Genomic DNA, 824 nt, shown 5'->3' with positions numbered 1-824 from the left:
GCGAATACTGACATTCCACTCGCGCTGGTTGGCATTATCAAAGCCGTAAATTTCCCCCATATCAATCAATGCCTGGGTAACGCCTTGCTGCTTCAACAATTCGGCTACTTTGTCGGTGATATAGCCCTGCGCAATGCCGTTGAGCGACAAGCCCATGCCTTTTTGGGCAAAACGGATTTCTTTGGTATCAAAATCGACTTTGTTAAAATCCACTAATTCGAGCGTTTCTTTAATACTGCGTTCGGATGGCGGCGTTTCAGTTTTGGGGTTTCGTCTGAAGTGGTCGGCATACAGATTCCACAAAGGCTGAATGCTGGGATCAAATGCACCCTGCGTCAGCTGATGGATATCTCGGCTGATACTGAGCAGCTGCAAAAAATCGGATGGCGGATTTTTCAGACGGCCTTCTCGGTTTAAGCGGCTAATCATGCTGTCATCCCGATACAGGCTGAAGATTTTTTCCAATCGTGAAACTTCCGCCAATACTTTGTTGACCAGTATTTCCGCCTGCTTGCGCTCAACGCCGAACAAACGCAACTCCGCACCCGAACCCAACGCAATACCTCTCCAAATAACTGGCTGCTCTTCTTGATTCAGGCTGGCCGGATGAGTCGGCTGATTGGTTCTGCGGCTAATGGCAAAGGGAATGCCGACACCAGCGGCAAGTGTGGCGGCGATGGCAAGGAAACGGCGGCGCGTTAAGGGGGTGGACATAAAGTATTCCTTGGATTTTTATCTTTACATTGAAAGCCGCATTCATTAAATCATCAATCGACAGCTTCCAACATAAAGGCCGTCTGAAACAGTTTCAGACGGCCTTTATT

1 protein-coding gene is annotated in these 824 nt (G+C 48.5%); it reads right to left on the bottom strand.

The genetic code is table 11. From position 1 onward, the window contains the following. On the bottom strand, positions 1-714 hold a 714-nt coding region (locus tag ACTHUM_RS15905; RefSeq protein ID WP_440403408.1), incomplete at its 3' end, for an FAD:protein FMN transferase. Between the last annotated feature and the right edge of the window lie 110 nt (positions 715-824).

It is taken from the genome of Neisseria sp. P0021.S006 (assembly GCF_051956895.1).
Note: the sequence above shows the minus strand (reverse complement) of the source record. Positions and strands in the feature narration are given on the sequence as shown.